The sequence below is a fragment of the Methylobacterium thuringiense genome, assembly GCF_022179645.1.
Classification (GTDB): domain Bacteria; phylum Pseudomonadota; class Alphaproteobacteria; order Rhizobiales; family Beijerinckiaceae; genus Methylobacterium; species Methylobacterium thuringiense.
The window spans coordinates 188213-208614 of the sequence record NZ_BPRA01000002.1 but is presented as its reverse complement, the minus strand read 5'-3'; the positions used below and the strand labels follow the sequence as shown (position 1 = coordinate 208614).

The window sequence follows — 20402 nt, the reverse complement described above, 5'->3', positions numbered from 1 at the left end:
GCGAGGGGCCGCACGGGCTCCATGCAGGGTCGATGGGCCGGGGATAGCGTCAGACCACGACCGGCTGCACCATCTGCTCGCCGACCCCAAACACCCGCTTGTAGCGTTCAACCTCCGCCGCCGGCCCCTGGGCCTTCGATGGGTTGTCCGAGATCTTCACGGTCGGGCGGCCATCCGTCTCGATCACCTTGCAGACGATCGAAACCGGATCGAGCCGTCCGTCCGGCACGAAGCCGCGAAAATCGTTGGTGAGCAGGGTGCCCCAGCCGTAGCCGATCCGCACGCGCCCGTGGAAATGCGCGTGGATCGTCTCGATCGCGTCGACATCGAGCCCGTCCGAAAAGATCGCGAGTTTTTCGCGCGGGTCGGCGCCGCGGGAGCGCCAGAAGCGGATCGCTTCCTCGCCGCCTTCGATCGGATCCTTCGAGTCGATGCGGATGCCGGTCCAGTCCGTCAGCCAGTCCGGCGCGCCTGCGAGAAAGCCGGTGGTGCCGTAGGTGTCCGGCAGGGCGACGAGCAGGTTGCTCTCATAGTCCTGCTGCCAGTCGGCGAGGACGTCGTAGGGGGCCTGCGCCAGGGCCGCGTCGTCATCCGCCAATGCGGCATAGACCATCGGCAATTCGTGCGCGTTCGTGCCAACGGCCTCGACCTCGCGGCGCAATGCGATCAGGCAGTTGGAGGTGCCGAGGAAGCGGGAGCCCAAGCCCTCCGCCATCGCCTGCACGCACCAGTCCTGCCAGAGGAAGCCGTGGCGGCGGCGGGTGCCGAAATCGGCGATCGAGAGATCGGCCAACCGGTGCAGGCGCTCGATCTTCTCCCAGACCCGCGTCATCGCGCGGGCATACACCACCTGCAGGTCGAGCTTGCCGAGATCGCGCAGCACTGCCCGCGAGCGCAGCTCGTTGAGGATTGCCAGCGCCGGCACCTCCCACATAGTGGTCTCGATCCAGGGGCCGTGGAAGGTCAGCTCGTACTGGCCGTCGCGCGCCGCGAGTTCGTAGTCGGGCAGCTGGAAGCCCTCGAGCCAGTCCAGGAACTCGGCCGAGAACATCCGGCGCTTCCCGTAGAAGGCGTTGCCGCGAAGCCACGTCGATTCGCCCCGCGACAGCCGGAGCGTGCGCGCATGGTCAAGCTGCTCGCGCAACTCGCCCGCGTCGATCTCGTCGGCGATGCGGATTCGGGTCGTTCGGTTGTGGATGCCGAAGGTGACGGCGACGTCGCGATGGCGGCGAAAGATCGTCTGCGCCATCAACAGTTTGTAGAAATCGGTGTCGAGCAGCGACCGGACGATCGGATCGATGCGGAAGTTGTGATCGTGGGCGCGGGTGGCGAGGTCGAGCATCGCGTTTGGTCGGCACCCCTGTCCGGCGCCGAAACCCGGCAGCCACCACGAGAGGCTTTCCGTCGATCAAGGCCGAAGTCAACGCGATGGGGCGGCACTCCCCTCGAAGCGCCGCCCCATCGTATTGCCGCCGTCTATGCCACGCTCAGGCCAGATCGACCTTCTTCGTCTCCGTCTTCGGGCTCTCGCCGGTCAGCGTGGCCTTCACGAAGCCGTAGAGGTGGACCATCGTGCTGTTGGGGCTGTCCCAGTACTCGCCCTGCTCGGGATGGACGCGGATCAGCGCCACTTCCGGGTCGTCCTTGCCGTTCGGGAACCAAGTCTTCAGGCTGGCATTCCACTTCGAGTCGATCACCGATTGGTCGGTGACGATCTCGGCCTTGCCGGCGACCGAGACGTAATGCTGCTTCGAGGGATCGGAGAAGCTGAGGTTGATCTGGTTGTCGCGGCTGATCTCGGCGGTCTTCGGCGAGTGCAGCTTGGTGAAGAACCACAAGTCGCCGTTCTCGTCGGCATCGTTGTTCCACATCGGCCGGCTGTTGAGCGTGCCGTCGGGATCGGCGGTCGTCATCATCGCGATCTTAACGTCCTTGATCAGTTCGAAGAGCTTTTTCGCGCCTTCGTGGTCGCGGTGATTGCCCTGATGCATGGGTCTGAACTCTCCAACTCCGTGCCCGGACGTGACCGCCATCGGCGACGGCCATCCGGAATGCGCCTCGACAACGGGCGTGCGGCGGGTTGGTTCAGGTGCAAACGCGCGTGGTTGGCGCTGCAGCCAGCGCATGTCGCCGCGGTTTTGGTCGGAGCGCTGCTGGCCTTGCCGGCTTCAGCCGAAGTCCGGTTTGGCCCTGGTGTGCAGATCGGCGGCCATGATTTTTCGAACCGTCGCTATCGTAGCGTGCACATCGAGCGCGTGAGGCGCCTTCCGGGTCCGTCGGGCTGCCGCCATGTCCGGAACGGAGTCTATCGCCGCGGCGACGGCTCGATAGTGCGTGGGCCGATGGAGCAGTGCAATCTCATCGCGATTCCGCCGTCACAGCGTCGGTGACGCAAGCTCCGGTTCGGGCTGGCGTTTCGGGCGCACGGGGTTACATGGGCGGTACATCCAGAAGACCGATGAGAGCGGGCCAGTCGCCTGCGAGGAGTATGCCTTGGCGATCACCCGTGACGACGTGATCAATGCGCTGTCGACCGTGAAGATCGATCGCGGCGGCACGACGCTGCCCGGTTCCGGCCGGCTCTCGCAGGTCGTCGTCGATGCGACGAACCGCGTGATGTTCTCGATCCTGATCGATCCGAGCGAGGCCGAGCGCTTCGAGACCGTGCGTCGCGAGGCCGAGGGATGCGTGCTTGCTATGCCCGGCGTCTCCGGCGTCTTCGCCAGCCTCACCTCGGAGCGTGGCCCGAACGCGCCGCCGCCCCAGGCTCCGCAGCAATCCGGCCCCGGCCCGGGCACGCCTCTGCCTCCGCCGCGCACAGGCGCGGCGTTGCCGGGCGTCAAGCACATCGTCGCCGTCGCCTCCGGCAAGGGCGGCGTCGGCAAGTCCACGACGGCCTGCAACCTCGCTCTGGCGCTCCACGCCCAGGGCCTGCGGGTCGGTATGCTCGATGCCGACATCTACGGCCCGTCGATGCCGAAACTGCTGGGCATCTCCGGCAAGCCCCGGGTGATCGAGGGCAAGACCCTGGAGCCCATGCAGGGCTACGGCCTCAAGGTCATGTCGATCGGTTTCCTGATCGAGGCGGAATCCGCGATGATCTGGCGCGGGCCGATGGTGCAGTCGGCCATCACGCAGATGCTGCGCGACGTAGCCTGGGGCGAGCTCGACATCCTCATCGTCGATATGCCGCCCGGCACCGGCGACGCCCAACTCACCATGGCCCAGGCGACGCCGCTGGCCGGCGCCGTCATCGTCTCGACGCCGCAGGATCTGGCGCTGATCGATGCGCGGCGCGGCGTGACCATGTTCAAGAAGGTCTCGGTGCCGATTCTCGGCATCGTCGAGAATATGGCGACTTTCATCTGCCCGAATTGCGGCCACGCCTCCGACATCTTCGGGCATGGCGGGGCGCGGGCGGAGGCGGCGCGGCTTGATGTGCCGTTCCTCGGCGAAGTGCCGCTGACCATGGCGATCCGCGAAACCTCGGACGCCGGCCGGCCGGTCGTCGCCACGGACCCGGACGGTCCGCAGGCCAAGATCTATCGCGACATCGCTCAAACGCTCTGGGCGAACCTGAGTGGAGCGCCGGCCGGCCGTACGGCGCCGCGCATCGTCATCGAGTAGCGCGCCCGCCATGACGCCGCCGACCCTCGGCGTGATCCTGGCCGGCGGCCTCGCCCGTCGGATGGGGGGAGGAGACAAGCCGCTCCTTCGGCTCGGCGGCCGCACCCTACTCGACCGCGTGGTGGAGCGGCTGGGGCCGCAATGCGCCGCCGGGCTGGTGCTGAGCGCCAACGGCGATCCGGCTCGCTTTCGCGAATTCGCAGGCCCGGTCCTGCCCGACAGCGTCGGCGGCCATCCCGGACCGCTTGCGGGCATTTTGGCGGGGCTCGACTTCGCCGCCGGGCATCGTCCGGGAGTGAGCCACGTCGTCAGCGTGGCGAGCGACACGCCGTTCCTGCCGCCGGATCTCGTCGCGCGGCTGCATCGAGCGTTGAACGACAGCTGCCCGATCGCCGTCGCCGCTTCGGGCGGGCGCGATCACTATGCCGTCGCGCTCTGGCCCGTCTCGTTGCGCGGCGACCTATGCGCTGCGCTTGGCGAACGGGATGAGCGCCGCCTCGGTGCCTTCATTGCGCGCCACGGCAGCGCGATCTCCGAATGGCCCGTCGAGCCGGTCGATCCGTTCCTCAACGTCAACGCGCCCGCCGACCTTGCGGCCGCCGAGGCGATTCTAAAGGATACAGCTGCGGCATCGCGGCTCTGACGCTGCGATCCCGCTCAGCCGGCGGCTGCGCGGCCGAGGCGGGGCCGCGAACTCCGTGAGGCGCCGCGCCGGGCATCGGGCTGCACCCCTCCCGTCCGGGCGGCGATCCAGAGGACGTGACGGCGGCCGCTGCCTCCGTTGGCGCGCACGCGTACCTCCTCGACCGCGAAGCCCGAGCGCTCGAGGCGGGACTTGAACATCCGGTCCGGCCCTTGCGACCAGACGCCGAGGATGCCGCCGGGGCGGAGCGCGGCGCGGGCCTGGCCGATCCCGTCGACGCCGTAGAGACGATCGTTCTCGCGGCGCATCAGGCCCTCGGGGCCGTTATCGACATCAAGGAGGATCGCGTCGTACTGCGCCGGTTTCAGCCGAATCTGGCGGCCGACATCGTCCACGCGCAGGTCGACTCGAGGATCGTCGAGGATGCCGGCGAAGATATGGGAGAGGGGACCGCGCGCCCAGGCGGCGACGGCGGGCACCAGTTCGGCGACGACGATCGCGGCATCCGGGCCGAGGTCGTCGAGGGCGGCACGCAACGTGAAGCCCATGCCCAGGCCGCCGATCAGCATGCGGACGCGAGGCCGGCCGCGCAGGCGTTCGCAGACGAGGTTCGCCAGCGCCTTCTCCGAGGCGCTGAGGCGGTTGTTCATGAGTTCGATGGTGCCGACGACGATGGAAAACTCGTCGCCGCGCCGCATCAGACGCAGCGTGCTGTCCTCACCGGGCACGGTGCCGGTATCGAGATGAACCCAGGGGATCATGGAAAAAACTCGCTGCGGCGCGTGAAACCATAGGAAGGCGGATCACCGAGCCGATGGCGCATGATCGAGAACGCTGCGTTCAACCGTGCCGGCGGCGGCGAGAGACCTCGCCGCCGCGAAAACTCAGATAGCTCAAGCGGTTGCTACGGTCACCTTGACCATCTTGTCCGGCGAGCGCGGCGGCTCGCCCTTGTTCAGGCTGTCGACCACGTCCATCCCTTCGACGACCTTGCCCCAGACGGTGTATTGCTTGTCGAGGAAGCGGGCGTTGTCGAAGCAGATGAAGAACTGAGAATTCGCCGAGTGCGGGAAGTTGGTCCGCGCCATCGAGCAGGTGCCGCGCACGTGCGGCTCGGCGTTGAACTCGGCGTTCAGGTCGGGAAGCTCGGAGCCGCCCGAGCCGGTGCCGGTCGGGTCGCCGGTCTGGGCCATGAAGCCGTCGATGACCCGGTGGAACGGCACGCCGTCATAGAAGCCCTGGCCGACCAGCGTCTTGATGCGCTCGACATGGTTCGGCGCGAGGTCGGCGCGCAGTGCGATCACGACGCGGCCCTTCGTCGTCTCCAGGACGATGGTCTCGTTGGTTTCAGCCATGCTTTCGGATCCTTACGGTTTCGGTCTTCGGTCGATGAGATGCAGGACGATCATATGCCCGGCGAGTCGGCCCGCCATAGCATGGGAGATTCGCACGGGCGTGCAGGTTCGAAGGGACGCCATGGTTGCCGCGACGAGGTTCGCTCGCGCAGTCGGTATCGGAACGCTGGCAACGAAGGGGGTGTCGAAGAATGCCGCCGATCATGCCAGCGTCGTTTAGGATGAGCTGGACGATGATCTCAACCCCATCACGTCTTTCGCCATCGTATGGCGCATGACGGCAGGCACTCGTGGCGCTGCAAAGCTCGCCAGGACTCTACCCATGACGTTGCTGCACCATAGGGATCGCGCCCGTCGCACCGCTCAGACACCCCGGCCCTTGGGGCCTTCGTAGACGAAGCGCAGCGCCAGCGGCCGCCCGGCAATGGCGCCGCCAAGAGCCGGCGTGATCCGGGCCGGCGTGCAGCGGCGGACAGCAGAGAGGCTCGCTTCGATCAGAAGCGCCTTGCCGCGCGCGTCGGCGGGCGTCTGCGAGAAGGTGATCCGCGGGCTTCCGATCACCGAGCCGTCCCGGCGCAGGCTGAAGCGCACGGTGATCTCCGTGCGTTCGAATTTGGCCAGCCCCTCCGGCGCCTGCCAGCAGGCGGCAAGCGCCGGAAACAGGTCGCGCAGGGTATCGATCGGTTTGCCGCCGACAGGCTTTTCGCCCCCGGCCATGCCCTGCAGCGGAACCTGGACGGTACCGCGCAGGGTATCGGGCAGGCTGAGGGGCGGCTGGAGCGGGCCGTAGCCAAGTGCCGACGCCGGCAGCGCCGCGACCATCACCGAGATGGCAGCGAGCCGGCGCATCGCCCGCTCAGTTCGCGAGCTTCAGCGAGACGATCTTGTCGGGGTTCGTCACGGCGCCGCCCTGTGCACCGGGATCCGCCTTCTTGATCTTGTCGACGACATCCATGCCGCTCGTGACGACGCCGACGACGGTGTACTGGCCGTTGAGGAACGGCGAATCACCGAGGCAGATGAAGAACTGCGAGTTCGCGGAATTCGGATCGCCCGAGCGGGCCATGCCGAGGGTGCCGCGCTTGAACGGCGCGGAAGAGAACTCGGCCGGGATGTTCGGCAAGCTCGATCCGCCGGTGCCGTTGCCTTTGGGGTCACCGGTCTGCGCCATGAAGCCGTCCATGACGCGATGGAACTTCAGGCCGTCGTAAAAGCCCTTGCCGATCAAAGTCTTCATTTGCTTGACGTGCTTCGGTGCAATCTCGGGACGTAGCTCGATCGTGACGCGACCATCCTTGGTCTCGAGGTAGACGGTGTTGGAATCCGCTGCCCGCGCGGGCGCGGACAGCCCGAGCGCGGCGGTCAGCGCGAGCGTGAGGACGGCAAGCCGGCGGTTCATAATGGTGTGATCTCCTCAGGTCGTCTTGGATTCTGCGAAGCGTGCGGCGAGGCGCTCGGCGACGAGCCGCGGCACGAAGGGCGACACGTCCCCGCCCATGGCCGCGATCTGGCGCACCAGGGTCGCCGTGATCGGCCGGACGCCGGTCGAGGCCGGAAGGAACACGGTCTGCACCTCCGGCGCCATGGTGGCGTTCATGCCGGCGAGCTGCATCTCGTAGTCGAGGTCGGTGCCGTCGCGCAGGCCGCGGATGAACACGCTGGCCCCATGCCGCCGAGCCACCGAGACCGCCAGATCGTCGAAGGTGACGATCTCGACCCCGCAGCCCTCCGCCTCGGCCAGCGGCGCACAGGTCTGTTTGAGAAGTTCGGCCCGCTCTTCGGCCGAAAACATCGGAGCTTTGCCCGGATGCACGCCGATCGCCAGCACGAGACGCTGGGCCAGACGGCTCGCCTGACGCACCACGTCGAGATGGCCATTCGTCACCGGATCGAACGAGCCGGCATAAAGCGCTGTGCGGGTCATCGCGCTGGGAGGTAGAGCATTTTGGGGGGGAACGAAACCGGGTGTCGACCTTGCGCTGGCGTCATTCCGGGGCGCGCCGAAGGCGCGAACCTGGAATGACGGAGCTCAGGCCTGCTCGCCGCCGCCCTCATCCTCGATCTCGACCTCCATGCCGTCCTCACCCTCGATGTGCTCGACGGAGACGACCCGTTCGGCCTTGTCGGTGTTGAAGACCGTCACGCCCTGCGAGGCGCGGCCGACGATGCGGATGTCGTCCACCGGCACGCGGATGAGCTGGCCGGCATTGGTGACGAGCATGATCTGGTCGCTCGGCTCCACCGGGAACGAGGCGATCAGGCTGCCGTTGCGGGCGTTGACCCGCATCGCGGTGATGCCCTTACCGCCACGGCCCGAGGTCCGGTACTCGAAGGACGAGGTGCGCTTGCCGTAGCCGCGCTCCGACAGGGTGAGGACGAACTGCTCGCGAGCTCCCATTTCCTCGTAGCGCTCTAGGGAGATCGCGGCTTCCGCCACGCCCTCGTCGGCCTCTGCTTCGGCGCCCGTCTCGCCGGCCTCTTCGCCCGGCTCGCCGATCACGGCGCGGCGCATCTTGAGATAGCCCGAGCGCTCCTCCGGCGAGGCATCGAAGGCGTTGAGGATCGCCATCGAAATGACCTTGTCGTCCTTGGCCAGATTGACGCCGCGCACGCCGGTGGAGTCGCGTCCCTTGAAGACGCGCACGTCCTCGACGGGGAAGCGGATGCACTGGCCGTTGGCAGTCGTCAGCAGCACGTTCTGGTCGGCGCGGCAGATCTCGACATGGACGATGTGGTCGCCCTCATCGAGCTTCATGGCGATCTTGCCGTTGCGGTTCACCACCACGAAGTCGGACAGCTTGTTGCGCCGGACGTTGCCGCTGGCGGTCGCGAACATCACGTCGAGCGTCTCCCAGGAGGCCTCGTCCTCCGGTAGCGGCATGATCGTGGTGATGCGCTCACCCTCGTTCTGCAGCTGCAGGATGTTGACGAGGGCCTTGCCCTTGGCGTTCGGCGCGGCCACCGGCAGGCGCCAGACCTTCTCCTTGTAGGCCTGCCCCTGGTCGGAGAAGAACAGCACCGGCGTGTGGGTGTTGGCCACGAACAGCCGGGTGACGAAATCCTCGTCGCGGGTCGACATACCGGTGCGGCCTTTGCCGCCGCGGCGCTGAGCCCGATAGGTCGAGAGCGGCACGCGCTTGACGTAGCCGGCATGGGACACGGTGACGACCATGTCCTCGCGCTGGATCAGGTCCTCGTCGTCGACGTTCGAATCGTAGTCGAGGATGACGGTCTTGCGCGGCGTGGCGAAGGCCTCTTTGACCTCCGCAAGCTCGGTCTTGACGATGGCCTGAATCCGGGCGCGCGAGCGCAGGATGTCGAGGTAGTCGGCGATCTCTTCGGCCAGCTTCTTCAACTCGTCGCCGATCTCGTCGCGGCCGAGAGCCGTGAGGCGCTGCAGGCGCAGATCGAGGATGGCGCGGGCCTGGACCTCGGAGAGCCGGTAGCTGCCGTCTTCCTTCACGCGATGGCGCGGGTCGTCGACCAGCGCGATCAGCGGGGCGATGTCGAAGGCCGGCCAGTCGCGGCCCATCAGGGCTTCGCGCGCCGTGTTCGGATCCGGCGAGGTCCGGATCAGGCGGATAACCTCGTCGATGTTGGCGACGGCGATGGCGAGGCCGCACAGGACGTGGGCGCGCTCGCGGGCCTTGTTGAGAAGGAACTTCGTCCGCCTGGAGACGACCTCTTCGCGAAAATCGATGAAGGCGGTGAGGAGGTCCTTCAGGTTCATCAGCTCGGGGCGGCCGCCGTTCAGCGCGACCATGTTGGCGCCGAAGGAGCTCTGCAGCGGCGTGAACCGATAGAGCTGGTTCAGCACCACCTCGGCCATCGCGTCGCGCTTGATCTCGACCACGATGCGCATGCCGTCGCGGTCGGATTCGTCGCGCAGATCGGAGATGCCCTCGATCCGCTTCTCCTTCACCAGCTCCGCGATCTTCTCGATCAGCGTCGCCTTGTTCACCTGATACGGGATCTCGGTGAAGATCAGAGCCTCGCGCTCCTTGCGCAGCTCCTCGACCTGCGACTTCGCCCGCATGATGATTGAGCCGCGACCGGTGGCGTAGGCCTGCCGCGTGCCGGCCCGGCCGAGGATCGAGCCGCCGGTGGGGAAATCGGGTCCGGGCACGATCTCGGTCAACGCCTCGATCGTCATGCCCGGATCGTCCATCAGGGCGAAGCAGGCGTCGATCAGTTCGCCGAGATTGTGCGGCGGAATGTTGGTCGCCATGCCGACGGCGATGCCGCCGGCGCCGTTGACGAGCAGGTTCGGGAAGCGCGCCGGAAGGACCGTCGGCTCTTCGCGGGTGTCGTCGTAGTTCGACTGGAAGTTGACGGTGTTCTTGTCGATGTCGGCGAGCAGCGACATCGCAGGCTTGGCCAGCCGCGATTCGGTGTAGCGCATCGCCGCCGGCGGATCGCCGTCGACCGAGCCGAAATTGCCCTGCCCGTCGATGAGCATCAGGCGCATCGAGAACTCTTGGGCCATGCGGACCAAGGCGTCGTAGATCGATTGGTCGCCGTGCGGATGGTACTGACCGATCACGTCGCCGACGATGCGGGCCGATTTCACGTAGCGCCGCTCGGGCAGGAAGCCGCTCTCGTAGGCCGAGTAGAGGATGCGCCGATGCACCGGCTTGAGCCCGTCGCGCGCATCCGGCAGCGCCCGGCTCACGATCACGCTCATCGCGTAATCCAGGTAGGAGCGGCGCATCTCGTCGGTGATCGAGACCGGCTTGATGTCGTTGGCCGGCGGCGTCGGAGGATCGCCCGCGCCGGACTTGTCGTTGTCTGCCAAGCTCTTGTGTCCGTCTATCGAGGTGTCGGCTTCCGAAGCGGCGGGGCAGGGGGCCCGGCCATTCGATCCTGCACCTTCGGAAGGTGCTCGCGGCGTTTAGAGAAGACCGTGTGATTTCAAGTGGTTAATTAGTCATTTCGCAGGACCGGCGCAACCCGCTCGCCCCCCGATCCGACAGGGATCGACAGCTAACAGGATCGCCCCGCGAAGACCATTGTCGCCGGTGGATAGATCAGGCGGTTCGCTTGCGACGGATATCGAACAAATATAGAACAAACATCGGCTGTGGTTGACGGGTACAAACGCCGCGACCGGGTTGCCGCGGCTCGCTTCGCCCGCCATGAGTTCGGCCGGGCGAACGGCCCTCGTGAGATCGGACGGTAGGAGAGAGGCATGGCGGGCAGCGTCAACAAGGTGATCCTGGTGGGCAATCTCGGGCGCGATCCCGAAACGCGCCGGCTGGCCTCGGGCGATCCGGTGGTGAACCTCCGGCTCGCGACCTCGGAATCCTGGAAGGACAAGGCGAGCGGCGAGCGCAAGGAGAAGACCGAGTGGCACTCGGTCGTGATCTACAACGAGAACCTCGCCCGCGTCGCCGAGCAGTACCTGCGCAAGGGCTCGAAGGTGTACATCGAGGGTCAGCTCCAGACCCGCAAATGGACCGACCAGTCAGGCGTCGAGAAGTACACCACCGAGGTGGTGCTGCAGCGTTTCCGCGGTGAGATAACCCTGCTCGACGGCCGTGCCGGCGGCGGCGGCGACTTCGCCGGCAGCGATGACGATGGCGGCGGCCAGATCAGCCGCGGCGGCGATTACGGCGGCGGCGGTGGTGGCCGTTCCGGCGGGGGCGGCGATTACGGCGGAGGCCGTTCTTCCGGTGGCGGCGGCGACCGCAAGCCGGCCGGCGGTGGTGGCAGCGGCAGCAGCTCGGGCGGCGGCCGCCCGAGCTACGATCTCGACGACGACATCCCGTTCTAGGCCGGTCTGGTAGCCATCCTCCGTCGCGGGTTGCCGCCCGCGGCGGGGGAGCCTAAGAGCCCGGCCTCATCACACGGCACGGGAGACGAGGATGCGGCCTTCGAAGCGCGCTCCGGACGCGATGCGCAAGGTCACGCTCGAGCGGGCCGTCGCCCGCTATGCGGAAGGCTCCTGTCTCGTCACCTTCGGCGAGACCAAGGTGCTCTGCACGGCCTCCCTCGAAGAGCGCGGTCCGCCCTGGCTGCGCGGCTCCGGCAAAGGCTGGATCACGGCCGAATATTCCATGCTGCCGCGCGCCACGCACGAGCGCACCCGCCGCGAGGTGAATTCCGGCAAGCCTTCCGGCCGTACGCAGGAAATCCAGCGCCTGATCGGCCGTAGCTTGCGCGCCGTGACGAACCTCCCCGCGATCGGCGAGAAGCAGATTTCGATCGATTGCGACGTGCTGCAGGCCGATGGCGGCACCCGCACAGCCGCCATCACCGGCGCCTGGGTCGCCCTGCACGAGTGCTTTTCGTGGATGCGCGCCCGTTCGATCATCTCGGTAGACCCCCTGCGCGATCACGTCGCCGCCGTCTCCTGCGGCATCTACAAGGGCACCCCGGTGCTCGACCTCGAATACGTGGAGGACTCGGCCGCCGACACCGATGCGAACTTCGTGATGACCGGCAAGGGCGGCATCGTCGAGGTGCAGGGCACCGCGGAGCAGGAGCCGTTTTCCGAAGAGCAGTTCCTGGAACTGCTCCGTCTCGCCCGCGGCGGCATCTCGGAGCTCGTCGCCCTACAGAAGCAGACCATCGCGTGAGCACGCCGCGCCTCCTAGCGGGCCGCGTCGTCATCGCGACCCACAATGCCGGCAAGCTCGTGGAGATGCGCGAGCTGCTCGCGCCCTTCGGTATTGCGGCGGTCTCGGCCGGCGAGCTGAACCTGCCCGAGCCCGACGAGCCCGGCACGATGTTCGCGGAGAACGCGGCCATCAAGGCGCATGCGGCGGCTCAAGCCTCGGGCCTGCCGGCCTTCGCCGACGATTCCGGCCTCTGCGTCGAAGCGCTCGACGGCGCTCCGGGGATCTTTTCGGCCCGCTGGGCCGGCCCGGACAAGAATTTTTCGGGCGCCATGGCCCGGATCGCAGAGGAAGTCGCCCGGCGCGGCACGCCCTCGACCCGCGCGCATTTCGTCTCGGCGCTCGTGCTGGCCTGGCCCGACGGCCACACCGAACTGTTCGAGGGTCGCGTCCACGGCAACCTCGTCCCGCCGCGCGGAACCCTCGGCTTCGGCTACGATCCGCTGTTCCTGCCCGACGGGTTCGATCGCACCTTCGGCGAGATGTCCTCGCAGGAGAAGCACGGGGTGGATTGGCAGAGTGGGGCCGCGCTCTCGCACCGCGCCCGCGCCTTCGTGCTGCTCGCCGCCGCCTGCCTGCGCCGTCCGGCCTGATTGCGTCCGGTCGGCTGCGCGCGCATCTGAGACCCATGTCCCATTCCGAAGTGCCGGACCACCCGACCCGCGACGCGGGCTTCGGCATCTACCTGCACTGGCCGTTCTGCGCCTCGAAGTGCCCGTATTGCGATTTCAACAGCCATGTCCGCTACGCGCCCGTGGACGAGGTGCGCTTCCTCGCTGCCTTCAAGGCCGAGATCGCCCATACCGCGGCCCGGACGCCCGGCCGCACGGTCTCCAGCATTTTTCTGGGTGGGGGCACGCCGTCGCTGATGAAACCGGAGACCGTGGCCGGCCTGCTCGATGCTGTCGCCGCCGCGTGGGGCACGACGCCCGATGTCGAGATCACGCTGGAGGCCAATCCCACCAGTGTCGAGGCGGGCCGCTTCCGGGGTTATCGCGCAGCGGGCGTCAACCGCGTCTCGCTCGGGGTGCAGGCGCTGAACGATCCGGACCTGAAGGCGCTGGGCCGCCTGCACAGCGTCGCCGAGGCGCTCGCCGCAGTCGAAACGGCCGCCGCCCATTTCGAGCGGTACTCCTTCGACCTGATCTACGCCCGCCCGCGCCAGACGCCGGGGGCCTGGCGTGCCGAGCTGACCGAGGCGATCGCCCATGCGGCTGAGCACCTCTCGCTCTATCAGCTCACCATCGAGCCCGGCACGCCGTTCTTCGGCCTCGCTAAGGCCGGGAGGCTGGTGCCGCCGGACGACGACGCATCGCGCGCCCTCTACGACGTAACGCAGGAGGTCTGCGACCGGGCCGGCCTCTCGGCCTACGAGATCTCGAACCATGCGCGCCCCGGTGCGCAGTCGCGCCACAACCTGCTCTACTGGCGCTACGGCGAGTATGCCGGCATCGGCCCCGGCGCCCATGGACGCCTCGTCCTGCCCAAGGGCCGCACCGGCACGGTGACGGAGAAGGTGCCCGAAGCTTGGCTAGCCCGCGTTGAGCGTGACGGCCACGGCATCGTCGAGACCGAGGCGCTCACGCCCGACGCGCAGGGTGACGAGTATCTGATGATGGGCCTGCGGCTAGCCGAGGGTATAGACCCGGACCGCTACGCGATACTCAAGGGGAGGGCGCTCCATCCCGGCCGCATCGAGATGCTGCTTGGCGACGGGTTGATTACGCGGACCGGGACGGGTCGCATTGCCGCGACGGCGCGGGGGGCGCCTGTGCTCAACGCGTTGGTGGCCGAATTGGCCGGTTGATCGTCTTCAGATCCCCGACGGACCTAGCGATTTCGGCGCCGGGCTCACGACTGCCGCAGCATTACCGCGGATCTCATAGACCGCCAGTGCCCGCTCGCTCGTCCCCTCCGGCTTGAACCGGAACGTCCCGTCGATTCCCGCAAAGCCCGAGGGCACCGTCAGCGTCGTGTCGGTGAAGCGTTGCGTACCGTATTGCTTGGTGAGCGCTGCGGTCAGCGAGACTGCGTCGTAGCCGAGCGACGCCACCCGTGGAGGGGTCGCGCCGAAGCGGGCCTGATAGCGCTGCGCGAAAGAGGCGAAGCCGGCAGTGTCGGGGGCGGCGAACATACCGCCCTGGAAGGCCGGCAGCGCCAGCACGCGCGGGTCGTTCCAGAGCGCCGTGCCGACCGGCCGAACGCGTGCGGGCGAGAAGCCGGTTTTGGTCAGGGCGGCGCCCATGGTGACGAGCCCGTCGACCGCGCCCGGCAGGAATAGCGCGTCGGCCTGCGCGCCCGGTCCGGCGATAACGCCTTTCAGCCGTTCGACGGCGGCGCCGGGATCGGCGGGGGCGTAGCGCTCCACGCCGACGAGGCGGGCGCCCTTGCGCGCAACGGCTTCACGGAACTGCGCCTCCACCGCGTTGCCGTAGGTCGTCTCGGGAATCAGCGCGGCGAAGGAGCGGCGGCCGCCGGCAGTGGCCTCGTCAACGACGCGGTCGACTTCGGATTGCGGCAGGAAGCTGATGAGGTAGACGCCGCGCGCCGCCACCGCCGCATCCGTCGAGAAGGCGATGACGGGTTTGCCGGCATTGCGCACCGGCGCGCCGACGGCGGCGACGTTCGCCGCGAAGAGCGGGCCGAGCACGAGTTCCGCGCCCTCGGCCAAGGCCGCCTGGGCCGCCTCGCGCGCGCCCTCGGGCGTGCCGCGATCGTCCTTCACGACGATGCTGAGATCGGGTTTTTGAAAGTCCTCGAAGGCGAGTTCGGCTGCGTTGCGCAAAGCCGCGCCGACGGTCGCGCCCTGGCCCGTCAGCGGCACGATCAGCGCGACCTTCACGCTGCCCGAGCCGATTTGGTTCGCACGCGGCGTCGCCGGATCGGCTGGAGGCGCTTCGGCTTGCGGAGCGATGGCCTCGGGGCGCGAGCGCGGCGCGTCCGTCCCGCCGACACAGGCGCTCAGCGCCAAGGCCAGCAGCCCAACAGCGGCACCATAGGCGTTTCCGAAAAACCTTGGGCGGTCACAGCTCATCGAACAGCCTCCAGAATTCCCTCCCGCGCGGTTTGGATCGCGGCACGATGTCGGTGCGCCTGCGAAAAGTAAATGCGAGGCGGGCGTTCGCAGCGGTCTGCAAGGCTGCGCGACCGTGGCATTGTCGTTCCCATGACACAGCGAATCGACAAGCGTGGGCAGAAGCCCGGCACGCGCACGCCTCCGCCGGACGGAAGCCCCGAGGCCTCTCACATAAAGACGCCGGGGACCTTTACGGCCTTCGGCCTCGCCGCCGAGGCGGAGCCGCTGCCGGCCGGCCTCTACATCGTCGCGACGCCGATCGGGAATCTTCGCGACGTCACCTTCCGCGCGCTGGCGACGCTGGCCGCGGCGGATGCGGTACTGGCCGAGGATACCCGCGTCACCCGCACGCTGATGATGCATTACGGGATCACGACGCCGCTCGTGGCCTACCACGAGCATTCGAACGAGGCCGTACGGGAGCGGATGATCCTGCGGATGCAAGGCGGCGAGACCCTGGCGCTGGTCTCCGATGCAGGCACGCCGCTCGTCTCCGACCCGGGCTACAAGCTCGTCGGCGCGGCGATCGCCGCCGGGATCGCCGTCACCCCGATCCCCGGACCTTCGGCGGTCATGACGGCGATCGTGGCGGCTGGCCTGCCCACCGACCGCTTCTTCTTCGAGGGTTTTTTGCCGCAGAAGTCGGGCGCACGGCGCAATCGGCTCGAAGCGCTCGGCGCGATCCCGGGCACCCTCGTGCTGTTCGAGTCGCCCCACCGCCTGCCGGAGATGCTGGCGGATGCCGCCGCGATCCTCGGCGGCAGCCGGCCGGCCGCGGTCGCACGCGAACTCACCAAGTTCTACGAGACGATCCGGCGCGGAAGCCTCGGCTCGCTCGCAGAGACCTTTGCGGAGGAGGGCGCGCCGAAGGGCGAGGTCGTAGTGGTGATCGGCACGGCGGTCGAGGAGGTCGCGGAAGGCGCCGATGAAGATCTCGACGCGCGGATCGTGGTGGCGCTGACACGCCACTCGATCAAGGATGCGGCGGCCCTTGTCGCAGACGAGACCGGCCAGCAGAAGCGCGTCGTCTATGCCCGCGCCCTGGCCCTCGCCCGCCGCAGCGATGACGGCGCCTGAGACCCGCCGCCGCGCTACCTACATTCGCGGTCTCGACGGCGAGACCCTGGCGCTCGTCGCGTTGCTGCTGAAAGGCTACCGTCCGCTCGCACGACGCTACAGCGCGGCCGGCGGTGAGATCGACCTGATCGTCAGGCGCGGGCGGACCATCGTGTTCGTCGAGGTCAAGTCGCGGGCGACGCTCGCCGATGCGCAGGGGGCGATCGATGCCCGGAAGCGCGCCCGGTTCTCCCGAGCGGTCAGGGTCTGGCTGTCGCGCAATCCACTGCCGCCTGATGCAACGCTGCGGGCGGACGCGGTGTTCGTCGCGCGCCGGGCCTGGCCGGTGCACCTGATCGACGCTTTCGCGATCGAGGGTGGGTGAGAGTCCCCGCACGGTCATTCGGGGTTTAGCCGTAGGCGGGCCTCCGAAATCCACGAACGAACGCCGCGTATCGAGTGGGTTCCGCTGGGCGATTCCGGAACGACGAAGCGCGAACTCTACGACGCCTTCGCGGCGCTGATCGCAGAGATCAGTGTGCGCTTGAGATCGGCTTGGCTGAAGGGCTTCTGCACCACGGGGCGATCCCGGAACGGCTCACGGATGCCGGCGCCGCCATAGCCTGTCGAGAACACCAGCGGCAGACCACGCTGAACGATCGCCTCGGCCACCGGATAGATCGGCTCGCCGGCGACATTCACGTCGAGGATCGCGACGACGAAGGTCTCTTTCTGCGCCATTTCGAGAGCGGTCGCGAGACGCGCGGCGGGGCCGACGATCTCACAGCCGAAATCGAACAGCATGTCCTCGAGCAGCATCGAGATGGCGGCCTCGTCCTCGACGACCAACACCCGTGCGCCTTTGAGGACGTCCTCGTTGGGTTCCGCGCTCACGCCGAATGGTCTTCCCTTCGATTCGTCCCGAAGTTCGGAACGGTGCCGCGCCTGACGCGGTCTTGAATCGGATTTTGGTGCGAGATGTGCCGGGAACGAGGCACTTAAGGATGCTCGCGACGACGAATATCGTGCAAGAGCGATCGGAGCCGTCGCCTGTTCTGCCGGGCGTGTCAAGCTCGGGATGGCCCAGGAATGAGAACGTTCGGCACCTGATGTTACGAGGCGATACATTCGTAGCGAACCAGTCACCATCGGAATGGCTCAGGCTGCCCGATCCCCGTGCAAGCCCCACACGCCGTCGCCTGTTGGCAGCACTCGTCGTGTTCGCGGCTGCTGGCACAAGGCCGTTGGAGGCCGGTGCGCCGCGTCCCATCGTCGTGGCATCGAAGAGCGACACCGAAGGCGCGTTGACCGGTAGCCTGATCGCTCTCGTTCTCGAAGGACTAGGGCTCACCGTCGAACGCAAGCTTGGACTGGGGCCGACGCTGATCGTGCGTTCGGCGCTGCTCTCCGGCGAGATCGACCTCTATCCCGAATACACCGGCAACGGCGCCTTCTTCTCAGGCACCGAGACCGATCCGGTTTGGAAGACGGGGCAAGGCGGCTACGCGCGGATTCAGCAGCTCGATGCGGAACGTGGCCTCGTCTGGCTGAAGCCCGCGCCGGCCAACAACACCTGGCTCATCGCCGTGCGCGGCAGCGTCGCCCGCGCCAACGGCCTCGTCTCCATGGCGGATTTCGCCGGCGCGGTGCGCAACGGCCTGATCACCCTCGCGGCCTCGACGGAATTCGTCGAGAGTCCAGCCGCCTTGCCCTCTTTCGAAGCAGCCTATGGATTCACCATGCCGACGAGCCGGATCATCAGCCTACCCGGCGGCGATACGGCGGTGACGGCGCGGGCGGCAGCAGAGGGCATCAGCGGGGTCAATGCCGGCATGGTCTACGGTACCGATGGCGCACTCGCTGCCCTCGACCTGACCGTGATGAGCGATCCGAAGGCTGCACAGATCGTCTACGAAGTCGCGCCGGTGATCCGGGCCGACACGTTGGCGCGGCATCCTGAGATTCGCGACGTGTTGGAACGCGTCTTCATGCGCCTCGACGCCGGCACCTTACGCCGCCTCAATGCGCGGATCACCGTAGAGGGCGAGACTGCCGAGGTCGTGGCGCGAGGGTACCTTGCCGAGATCGGCGCTCCGCGATGAGCGTTTCGGCGGGCAGGATGAATGGGCCGGGCAGACGCATTCTGCGGCATGTCTGGCCTGTGGCTGCCATCGGCTGCGCCGTTGTCGGCATTGCGAGCGCGCTTCCTCTGTTCCACATCGCCGCGAACCGACTGGTGGTCGGTACGCCGGTCTCGGCTGCGGCGGCGTTCGGTGTGCCCGGCCTATCGGTATGCGGAAGCTGCCTGCTCGGTAGTGCCTTCCTCGGATTCGGCCGATCACGTCCTTCCGCTCTGGCTGCGCTTGCGGCATTCTCTACCGCTCTGGTGCTGTTTGCCGCGGGACTCGGCACCGCTGCGTCCGACCTCGTTGCCGGTCAGCCGCCCGCCGCCCGCGCGCGGCTCGCCACGGGCGCCTGGCTCGGCCTGATGGTGCTCTGCGGAAGCGTCGCCGTGTCGATTGGCAGGACACACATTCGTGGCGTCGGATGGCTGACGCTCATAAGCTTGCTGGCGGTCTTTTCCGTGCTCTATCGCTCGGGAGGCTTCGACGGGCTTTCGCTCGCGGTGGAGTATCGGGCGCGGGCTGAGAGCGTTCACGCGGCTCTGTGGCAGCACGTCGTGCTGTCCTTCGCGGCGGTCGCCCTGGCGACGGTGAGTTGCGTGTCACTCTACGCATGGCGACCCGGACGCGGCGCGATCGAGATCGTCATTAACGGCCTGCAGGTCGTGCCGGCGGTGGCTTTGCTCGGGGGGCTCGTATCGCTCACGTCCGGCCTGCTCTCGGTGATTCCGTCATTGCGCGCGGCCGGTCTTTCGGCGCTCGGACCGGGACCGGCGATCTTGGCCGTCGCGGTTTATCTGCTGTTGCCGTTTTGGCGCGGGCTACAGGGAGCCTTGCGTGCATCCGACCCTTCGATCCTTGCGGCCGCGAGAGCGATGGGCCTGACGCGCCGCCAGAGTCTGCTCCGCATACGCCTGCCTCTCGGCACCCCGATTCTCATTGGCGCGCTGCGGGTGGCGAGTGTGCAGAGTATCGGGCTGGCGACGCTCGGCGCCCTCGTCGGCGCGGGCGGGCTCGGTGGGATCGTCTTCGAGGGGATGGCGCAGTTCGCCCCGGACTTGATCCTGCTCGGCGCAGTCCCCGTGATTGGGCTGTCGCTGCTGGTCGAGCGAGGCCTGAGCCTTCTGGAAGGCCGCGCACGGCAGCGGTGGCACGGATGAACCTGCTCCATCGCCTACGTCCCGCCGTGTGGCCCCTCGTCGTCGGCCTGGCGCTCGTCGTCCTCAGCCATCCCGTTTCTGCGGAGACGATTGCCGGTCTCCTTGGCGGGTCAGCGCGGCGGCCCTTGAGTTCCGCGCGCCTGATCGAACTCGGCAGCCACCATCTCGCTTTGGCCGGAACCGGCCTCGCTCTGGTCGGCAGCCTCGGCGTCGGGCTCGGCATCCTTGCGACGCGCCGGAGTGCTAGTGGCCTGCGGAGCGGCATCGATACGACCGCTGCAATCATGCAGGCGGTGCCGCCTGTCGTCGTCGTCGCGCTGGCGCTGCCGGTTCTGGGCTTCGGCGCCCCGCCGACACTGCTCGCCCTCGTTGCCTACGGCATCATGCCGACCCTGCGCGGCACGGTCGGGGCGATCGAGGCGGTCTCGTCCGAGGCGCAGGAGGCCGGCATAGCCATTGGCCTGACACCGCGGCAGATACTCACCAAAATCGAGCTTCCGCTCGCCGGGGCCGGCATACTCGATGCACTGCGTGTCGCTTTGGTGCTGTCGATCGCCACCGCCGCCGTCGGCGCACTGGCCGGAGCCTCGACGCTCGGCACACCGATCGTCGCAGGTCTCCAGAACCAGAACCTCGTGCCGATGCTTCAGGGTGCAGGCGCGACCGCAGCGCTCGCTTTCGTCGGCGACGCGCTGATGCTCGCGATCGCGGGGCTGCTGAGGCGATAGCCGTTTTACCAGCAGCC

Annotated in this window: 23 protein-coding genes; 12 read left to right on the top strand and 11 right to left on the bottom strand. The window is 67.8% G+C overall.

Going from position 1 to position 20402, the window contains the following annotated elements:
* Window positions 1-49: 49 nt before the first annotated feature.
* Together pncB and MFF07_RS03050 are read right to left on the bottom strand one after the other, a co-directional pair.
* The gene (gene pncB / locus MFF07_RS03055; protein ID WP_147815024.1) at window positions 50-1342 is read right to left on the bottom strand and encodes a nicotinate phosphoribosyltransferase; all 1293 of its coding nucleotides are present in this window, start codon (window positions 1340-1342) and stop codon (window positions 50-52) included.
* A 145-nt stretch (window positions 1343-1487) separates the two neighbouring features.
* Window positions 1488-1991 carry a pyridoxamine 5'-phosphate oxidase family protein gene (locus tag MFF07_RS03050; RefSeq protein ID WP_147815022.1) on the bottom strand — a complete coding sequence of 168 codons (504 nt, stop codon included), beginning with the start codon at window positions 1989-1991 and terminating at the stop codon, window positions 1488-1490.
* Between the two features lie 120 nt (window positions 1992-2111).
* On the opposite strand from MFF07_RS03050, the gene MFF07_RS03045 reads away from it, so the two are divergent.
* The 3 genes from MFF07_RS03045 to mobA all read left to right on the top strand — a co-directional run bounded on the left by MFF07_RS03045 (window position 2112) and on the right by mobA (window position 4270).
* Window positions 2112-2390: a hypothetical protein gene (locus tag MFF07_RS03045; protein WP_147815130.1), complete on the top strand. Its 279-nt coding sequence runs from the start codon at window positions 2112-2114 to the stop codon at window positions 2388-2390.
* A 103-nt stretch (window positions 2391-2493) separates the two neighbouring features.
* A complete protein-coding gene (locus MFF07_RS03040) occupies window positions 2494-3627 on the top strand; it encodes an Mrp/NBP35 family ATP-binding protein (RefSeq protein WP_147815020.1) in 1134 nt (377 codons plus the stop codon).
* Window positions 3628-3637: 10 nt separating this feature from the next.
* On the top strand, window positions 3638-4270 hold the full coding sequence (mobA, locus tag MFF07_RS03035; RefSeq protein WP_147815018.1) for a molybdenum cofactor guanylyltransferase MobA: 633 nt from the start codon (window positions 3638-3640) through the stop codon (window positions 4268-4270).
* A 14-nt stretch (window positions 4271-4284) separates the two neighbouring features.
* Here the strand turns inward: mobA and MFF07_RS03030 are convergent, their stop codons facing one another.
* From MFF07_RS03030 to gyrA, 7 genes are all read right to left on the bottom strand, one after another.
* Complete coding sequence (locus MFF07_RS03030; protein ID WP_238230635.1) at window positions 4285-5031, bottom strand: spermidine synthase; 747 nt, start codon at window positions 5029-5031, stop codon at window positions 4285-4287.
* A 132-nt stretch (window positions 5032-5163) separates the two neighbouring features.
* Window positions 5164-5625 (bottom strand): peptidylprolyl isomerase, encoded by a 462-nt coding sequence (locus MFF07_RS03025; protein ID WP_147815014.1) that lies wholly within the window; start codon window positions 5623-5625, stop codon window positions 5164-5166.
* Between the two features lie 12 nt (window positions 5626-5637).
* Window positions 5638-5784, bottom strand: coding sequence for a UCP034077 family protein (locus MFF07_RS22795; RefSeq protein WP_505744261.1), 147 nt, complete (start codon window positions 5782-5784; stop codon window positions 5638-5640).
* Between the two features lie 204 nt (window positions 5785-5988).
* On the bottom strand, window positions 5989-6474 hold the full coding sequence (gene tolA, locus MFF07_RS03020; RefSeq protein WP_238230633.1) for a cell envelope integrity protein TolA: 486 nt from the start codon (window positions 6472-6474) through the stop codon (window positions 5989-5991).
* A 7-nt stretch (window positions 6475-6481) separates the two neighbouring features.
* On the bottom strand, window positions 6482-7024 hold the full coding sequence (locus MFF07_RS03015; RefSeq protein WP_147815012.1) for a peptidylprolyl isomerase: 543 nt from the start codon (window positions 7022-7024) through the stop codon (window positions 6482-6484).
* Window positions 7025-7039: 15 nt separating this feature from the next.
* Window positions 7040-7549, bottom strand: a complete 510-nt coding sequence (gene coaD / locus MFF07_RS03010; protein ID WP_147815010.1) for a pantetheine-phosphate adenylyltransferase — start codon at window positions 7547-7549, stop codon at window positions 7040-7042.
* Window positions 7550-7654: 105 nt separating this feature from the next.
* Complete coding sequence (gene gyrA / locus MFF07_RS03005) at window positions 7655-10420, bottom strand: DNA gyrase subunit A (protein WP_147815008.1); 2766 nt, start codon at window positions 10418-10420, stop codon at window positions 7655-7657.
* Between the two features lie 393 nt (window positions 10421-10813).
* Between gyrA and ssb the strand changes: the two genes are divergently transcribed.
* The 4 genes from ssb to hemW all read left to right on the top strand — a co-directional run bounded on the left by ssb (window position 10814) and on the right by hemW (window position 14049).
* On the top strand, window positions 10814-11398 hold the full coding sequence (gene ssb / locus MFF07_RS03000; protein WP_147815006.1) for a single-stranded DNA-binding protein: 585 nt from the start codon (window positions 10814-10816) through the stop codon (window positions 11396-11398).
* Window positions 11399-11489: 91 nt separating this feature from the next.
* Window positions 11490-12203 (top strand): ribonuclease PH, encoded by a 714-nt coding sequence (rph, locus tag MFF07_RS02995; protein ID WP_147815004.1) that lies wholly within the window; start codon window positions 11490-11492, stop codon window positions 12201-12203.
* Window positions 12200-12835 (top strand): RdgB/HAM1 family non-canonical purine NTP pyrophosphatase, encoded by a 636-nt coding sequence (gene rdgB, locus MFF07_RS02990; protein ID WP_147815002.1) that lies wholly within the window; start codon window positions 12200-12202, stop codon window positions 12833-12835. Before rph ends, rdgB begins: the two co-directional genes overlap by 4 nt.
* A gap of 35 nt (window positions 12836-12870) precedes the next feature.
* Entirely contained in the window at window positions 12871-14049 is a 1179-nt protein-coding gene (hemW, locus tag MFF07_RS02985) for a radical SAM family heme chaperone HemW (RefSeq protein ID WP_238230631.1), read from the top strand.
* A gap of 6 nt (window positions 14050-14055) precedes the next feature.
* On the opposite strand, the gene MFF07_RS02980 is transcribed toward hemW, so the two are convergent.
* A complete protein-coding gene (locus MFF07_RS02980) occupies window positions 14056-15276 on the bottom strand; it encodes a penicillin-binding protein activator (RefSeq protein ID WP_147814998.1) in 1221 nt (406 codons plus the stop codon).
* A 132-nt stretch (window positions 15277-15408) separates the two neighbouring features.
* Between MFF07_RS02980 and rsmI the strand changes: the two genes are divergently transcribed.
* Together rsmI and MFF07_RS02970 are read left to right on the top strand one after the other, a co-directional pair.
* The gene (gene rsmI / locus MFF07_RS02975; RefSeq protein ID WP_147814996.1) at window positions 15409-16395 is read left to right on the top strand and encodes a 16S rRNA (cytidine(1402)-2'-O)-methyltransferase; all 987 of its coding nucleotides are present in this window, start codon (window positions 15409-15411) and stop codon (window positions 16393-16395) included.
* Window positions 16382-16759, top strand: a complete 378-nt coding sequence (locus tag MFF07_RS02970; RefSeq protein WP_238230628.1) for a YraN family protein — start codon at window positions 16382-16384, stop codon at window positions 16757-16759. Before rsmI ends, MFF07_RS02970 begins: the two co-directional genes overlap by 14 nt.
* A 116-nt stretch (window positions 16760-16875) precedes the next feature.
* On the opposite strand, the gene MFF07_RS02965 is transcribed toward MFF07_RS02970, so the two are convergent.
* Complete coding sequence (locus tag MFF07_RS02965) at window positions 16876-17268, bottom strand: response regulator (protein ID WP_147814992.1); 393 nt, start codon at window positions 17266-17268, stop codon at window positions 16876-16878.
* A 308-nt stretch (window positions 17269-17576) separates the two neighbouring features.
* Here MFF07_RS02965 and MFF07_RS02960 point away from each other — a divergent pair, with 308 nt between their 5' ends.
* The 3 genes from MFF07_RS02960 to MFF07_RS02950 are packed head-to-tail and all read left to right on the top strand — an operon-like array spanning window position 17577 to window position 20385.
* Window positions 17577-18476: an ABC transporter substrate-binding protein gene (locus MFF07_RS02960; protein ID WP_373322226.1), complete on the top strand. Its 900-nt coding sequence runs from the start codon at window positions 17577-17579 to the stop codon at window positions 18474-18476.
* On the top strand, window positions 18473-19657 hold the full coding sequence (locus tag MFF07_RS02955; RefSeq protein ID WP_147814988.1) for an ABC transporter permease: 1185 nt from the start codon (window positions 18473-18475) through the stop codon (window positions 19655-19657). Before MFF07_RS02960 ends, MFF07_RS02955 begins: the two co-directional genes overlap by 4 nt.
* The gene (locus MFF07_RS02950) at window positions 19654-20385 is read left to right on the top strand and encodes an ABC transporter permease (RefSeq protein ID WP_147814986.1); all 732 of its coding nucleotides are present in this window, start codon (window positions 19654-19656) and stop codon (window positions 20383-20385) included. The genes MFF07_RS02955 and MFF07_RS02950 overlap by 4 nt, the downstream gene beginning before the upstream one ends.
* Window positions 20386-20402 lie beyond the last annotated feature (17 nt).